The 4,542-nt window shown below is 65.2% G+C and carries 4 protein-coding genes; 2 read left to right on the top strand and 2 right to left on the bottom strand.

Annotated elements, in window-relative coordinates; genetic code table 11:
• The coding region (trmB, locus tag ACLPJJ_RS02635) for a tRNA (guanine(46)-N(7))-methyltransferase TrmB (RefSeq protein WP_443589244.1) at positions 1-627 on the top strand (627 nt) is incomplete at its 5' end.
• Positions 628-629: 2 nt separating this feature from the next.
• A complete protein-coding gene (locus ACLPJJ_RS02630; RefSeq protein ID WP_443589243.1) occupies positions 630-1,757 on the top strand; it encodes a glycosyltransferase family 87 protein in 1,128 nt (375 codons plus the stop codon).
• A 3-nt stretch (positions 1,758-1,760) separates the two neighbouring features.
• Here ACLPJJ_RS02630 and ACLPJJ_RS02625 read toward each other — a convergent pair whose 3' ends face one another.
• Both ACLPJJ_RS02625 and ACLPJJ_RS02620 read right to left on the bottom strand, forming a co-directional pair.
• On the bottom strand, positions 1,761-3,080 hold the full coding sequence (locus ACLPJJ_RS02625) for an ABC transporter ATP-binding protein (protein WP_443589242.1): 1,320 nt from the start codon (positions 3,078-3,080) through the stop codon (positions 1,761-1,763).
• A gap of 4 nt (positions 3,081-3,084) precedes the next feature.
• The coding region (locus tag ACLPJJ_RS02620; protein WP_443589241.1) for an ABC transporter permease at positions 3,085-4,542 on the bottom strand (1,458 nt) is incomplete at its 5' end.

The raw sequence follows: 4,542 nt of genomic DNA, 5'->3' as shown, positions 1-4,542 counted from the left end.
GTAAAGGGTAAGAAGCTCCGCCCGCGCCAGGAATGGCTGCTGGCGGAGTTTCTGCCGCGCATGGCGTGGCCGGAGGTTCCGTTCGCCATCACCCCGCTCGAAATCTGGCTGGAAGTTGGGTTTGGCGGGGGTGAGCATGCCTATGAGCATGCCACGAAGAACCAGGATGTCGGCTATATCGCCGCTGAGGTGTTCGAGACCGGCATCTGCTCGCTGCTCTCGCGCATCGCGCCTGATAGTGTGGAGCACCCGGAGCCGCTGCCAAATCTGCGCCTGTTCACCGACGATGCGCGCCCACTGCTGCGCGGCATGGCGGAAGGCTATCTCTCCAAGCTCTTCCTGATGTTCCCCGACCCGTGGCCGAAGGCGCGCCACGCCAAACGTCGCTTCGTCCACCCCGAACTGGTGGCGGAGGCCGCGCGTGTGCTGCGGCAAGGCGGGGAATGGCGCATCGCCTCGGACGATCCGACCTATCAGGAATGGACGGACGAGATTCTGGCGGCGCAGAATGTGTTCACTGTCACCCGCGCCACCGCGCGCCCCGTTGGCTGGCCGCCGACCCGCTACGAGGCCAAGGCCATCGCCGCCGGGCGCCAGCCGGTTTACTGGTCGCTGACAAAGCGCTGAGCATGGTCCGCGCGCCGCGCCGCCTAGCGATATGCCTGCTAGTGGCGCTGGCCGGGCTTGATCTGCTGCAAATCCTGGCGGCGCTGCGTGTGCCGGGCCGGCAGGATTTTTTCGGCCTCTGGTCATTTGCCCGGTTCATCCATGAAAACCCGGCCGCCGGGTTGTATGATCCCGTGGGGCTTGGGCTTTACCAACACCGGCTGGCCCCGGATTTCACGACCTTCTATCCCTTTGCCTACCCGCCGGACATGCTGCTGCTGCTCTGGCCGTTCGGGGCTTTGCCGTACCGGGAAGCCTGGGTGGTCTGGCTTGGCGTGAGCGCGGCGCTGTTCGCCACGGCCTGCTGGAGTCTGCTGCGCGGCTCAAGGCGCTGGCGCGGCTTTGGCGTGGCGCTGGTTCTGCTGGCGCCGGCAAGCCTGATGAACGCAATTACCGGCGAGACCGGGTATTTCGCCGCCGCTCTACTGGCCGGCGGGTTCGCCCTGCTGCCCGCACGCCCTGTGCTGGCAGGATTGTTGTTCGGGTTGCTCTCGCTCAAGCCGCAGATAGCCGTGCTGCTGCCATTCGCGCTGGCGGGGGTGGGAGCGTGGCGCTCTCTGTTCGCGGCCATGGTTTCGGCGCTGGCTCTGGCGCTGCTCTCATGCGTAGCGTTATCGCCGCAGCTATGGCTGGTCTGGGCGCATGCCTTGCCGGTCTATCAGGGGCTGGTCGGGCAAAACGTCAGGCTCTACGGGCTGATGACGAATATCAGCGCCTTGCCGTTGAGCCTTGGCGCCGGGCCGCTGTTCAGCGAATCGCTGCAGTTGGCCGCGAGCGCGATGCTAGCTGGCGGCTGCTACGCCGCGTTCCGTTGGGGTTCGTACCGGCTCGCCGTCGCGGCGCTGCTTGCCGGCACGCAGGCCGCGGCGATGCATGCGCTTGTCTATGACGCAGCTGCGGCATCGCTGGTGCCATTGCTTCTGCTGGAACAGTACGGCCCGAGGCTGACTGTCGCGGAACTGCTCCTGGGGGGAGCGGCGCTGGCCGCGCCGTTCTTTGCCGATGGCGGCGTCGGCCCCGCCAATCTGGCGGGGCTGGTTTACGCCGGGGTATCCCTGAGGCTGGCCTGGCTCGCGTGCCGAGGCGCGTAAGGACTACGCGTCCTCTTCCTCGTCATCTTCCTCCAGGCCGAATTGCTGCGCCTCTTCGTCGTATTCGAAGATTTCAGCGTAACGGCCCCAGGAGATCACCGTGCGCAGTGTCTCCTCGGCGTATTCGGGGGACATGTGGTCCTCCAGCTCGTCGCGGAAACGCACAGCCGAAGCGCGGTGGTTGGAGCGTTGGTCGATGACGGCGCGGATGGCGTTGATCAGCGGCACATGGGCCTTGATCTGCGCCGCGAAAATCTCTTTGCGGTCTTCGGTTTCCGCCTCGGCGAAGCGCTTGCCGGTTTCGGTGAGGATGAGGTCGCCCTCCTCCAGCACGGCAAAGCCGAGCATGCTCAGCGTCTCGCCCAGCGGCAGCAACTCGTCAACCTCGTATTGCAGGGCGGCGGCCAGCGCCGGCAGGTCGGCCCGGCCATCGTAAGGCGGGTTGTGCAGCGTCTCCAACAGGCCGGCCATGAGGTTGGTGCCCACGGGGTGGAGCGGGGTTGCGAAGCCGGTCGGCACCGCCGGCACTGCCTGCACCTCTTTCGGCGCGCGACGGGTCATGATGCCGTAAATGTTGTCCACCATTTCGCGGAAGGCGGGATCATACCGGTTGCGCGGGTGTGGGAAGGGCACGGTCAGTTCGTGCGCCACGCGGCCGGGGTTGGAGGAGAACACCAGGATGCGGTCGCTGAGCAGCACCGCTTCCTCGATGTTATGCGTGACGATGAGAATGGACTTCACCGGCAGCTTCTTGTCCATCCAGAGGTCGATGAGGTCGGTACGCAGCGTCTCGGCGGTCAGCACGTCGAGCGCCGAGAACGGCTCGTCCATCAGCAGCAGGTCCGGGTGCACGACGAGCGCGCGGGCCAGGCCGACGCGCTGGCGCATGCCCCCCGATAGCTCCTTCGGGTAGGCGGTATCGTAACCGCCGAGGCCAATCAGGTCGATCGCCTCTTCCGAGCGCTCCTCGCGCTCATCCTTCTTCACGCCCAGCGCTTCCAGGCCCAGCTCCACATTCTCCTGCACGGTGAGCCAGGGGAACAGCGCGAAGCTCTGGAACACCATGGCCACGCCCTCGGCCGGGCCTTTCAGTTCCTTGCCGCGCCACTCCACCTCGCCAGCGGTGGGCTTGAGCAGCCCGGCGACAATGCGCAACAGCGTGGATTTGCCGGAGCCGGAGCGCCCGAGCAGCGCCACGATCTCGCCCTCATGCAGGGAGAGATCTACTTCGTCGAGCACCACGAGGTCGGCGCTGGCATCCTTATGGTAGGCCTGCCGGCAGTTGCGGATTTTAACCAGAGGCTGAGCGGCGTTCTGATCCATTGGCTTACCCCAGTGTGGTGCGACGGGTGGCGTAGGCAAAGAGCGGCCGCCACAGAATACGGTTGAAGACGATGACGAAGCCGGACATGACGGCAACGCCGAGGACGACGCGCGGCGTATCGCCATTATTGGTGGCCTGGGCGATGTAGGCGCCAAGCCCGTGCGCTACGAGGTTGTCTTTGCCCCAGCTCGCCACCTCGGCGACGATGGAGGCGTTCCAGGCGCCGCCGGAGGCGGTAAGCGCGCCGGTGATGAAATAGGGCAGGATGCCGGGGATCATCACCTTGCGCCACCAGAGCCAGCCGCGCACATGGAAATTCGCCACCGCTTCTTTCATGTCGCCAGGGAAGGCGGCGGCGCCGGCGATGACGTTAAACAGCACGTACCATTGCGTGCCGATCAGCATCAGCGGCGTCAGCCAGATATCCGGGCTGATATGGAAATGCACGATGACCAGCACGAAAGGCGGGAATAGCAGGTTGGCCGGGAAGGCGGCAAGGAACTGCGCGATCGGCTGCGCGATGCGCGTCGCCTTCGGGCGCAGGCCGATCCACACGCCAATCGGCACCCAGATCAGCGCCGCGATGGCCATGAGCACTATCACGCGCAGCATGGTGAAGCTGCCCATCAGCACGGCGGTGCCGACATCCGACCAATGCAGCGTGCCGGAGACGAATTGCACAATCTTGTACGCCGCATAAGCCGCAACCACCGCTATGGCGGCGAACCATATGCCGTCCACGATTTTAGAGGGCTCGCGGCTTTCGTCCACCTGGTGGCGTGCCGGCAGGCTCAGGCGCAGCCGGGTGACGGCGCGCATCGCATTGCCGATGAAATCGCCGATGTCCTGGAACAGGGCGGTACGGCGCAGCACTTTAAGCATCCAGGGCTCGGGCCCGCTGGCCGCGGCCGTGGTTTCGAAACGGAACTTCCCTGACCATGCCACCAGCGGGCGGAAGAGCAACTGGTCGTAGAGCAGGATCACCACGAGCATGGCGATGATGGCGTAAAAGATCGCCTTCAGGTTCTCCTGGTGCAGCGCCGTGGCCACATAGGAGCCGATGCCCGGCAGGGTGAAGGTGGTGTTGCCAACCGTCACGGCCTCGGACGCCACCACGAAGAACCAGCCGCCGGACATGGACAGCATGGTGTTCCACACCAGCCCCGGCATGGCGAAGGGCACATCGAGCCGCCAGAATTTCTGCCACGGGCTCAGGCGAAAGCTGCGCGAGGCCTCCTGCAAGTCATTAGGCAGGGTGGTGAGCGACTGGTAGAAGCTGAAGGCCATGTTCCAGGCCTGGCTGGTGAAGATGACGAACACCGAGGCCAGTTCCGCGCCCATCACCTTGCCCGGGAACAGCCCGAGGAAGAACACGGTGGTGAAGGTGAGGAAGCCGAGAATGGGAACCGATTGCAGGATATCCAGGATCGGGATGAGCACCATGCCCGCCCGGCGGGACTT

Source organism: Acidocella sp., from assembly GCF_052326845.1.
Classification (GTDB): Bacteria; Pseudomonadota; Alphaproteobacteria; order Acetobacterales; family Acetobacteraceae; genus Acidocella.
This window is presented reverse-complemented; position numbering and strand designations above follow the sequence as displayed.

What these genes read in the sequence shown, in the direction of transcription:
- ACLPJJ_RS02630 (WP_443589243.1), top strand. Translation starts at nt 630, where the DNA reads ATGGTCCGCGCGCCGCGCCGCCTAGCGATATGCCTGCTAGTGGCGCTG.
- ACLPJJ_RS02625 (WP_443589242.1), bottom strand. Translation starts at nt 3,080, where the DNA reads ATGGATCAGAACGCCGCTCAGCCTCTGGTTAAAATCCGCAACTGCCGG.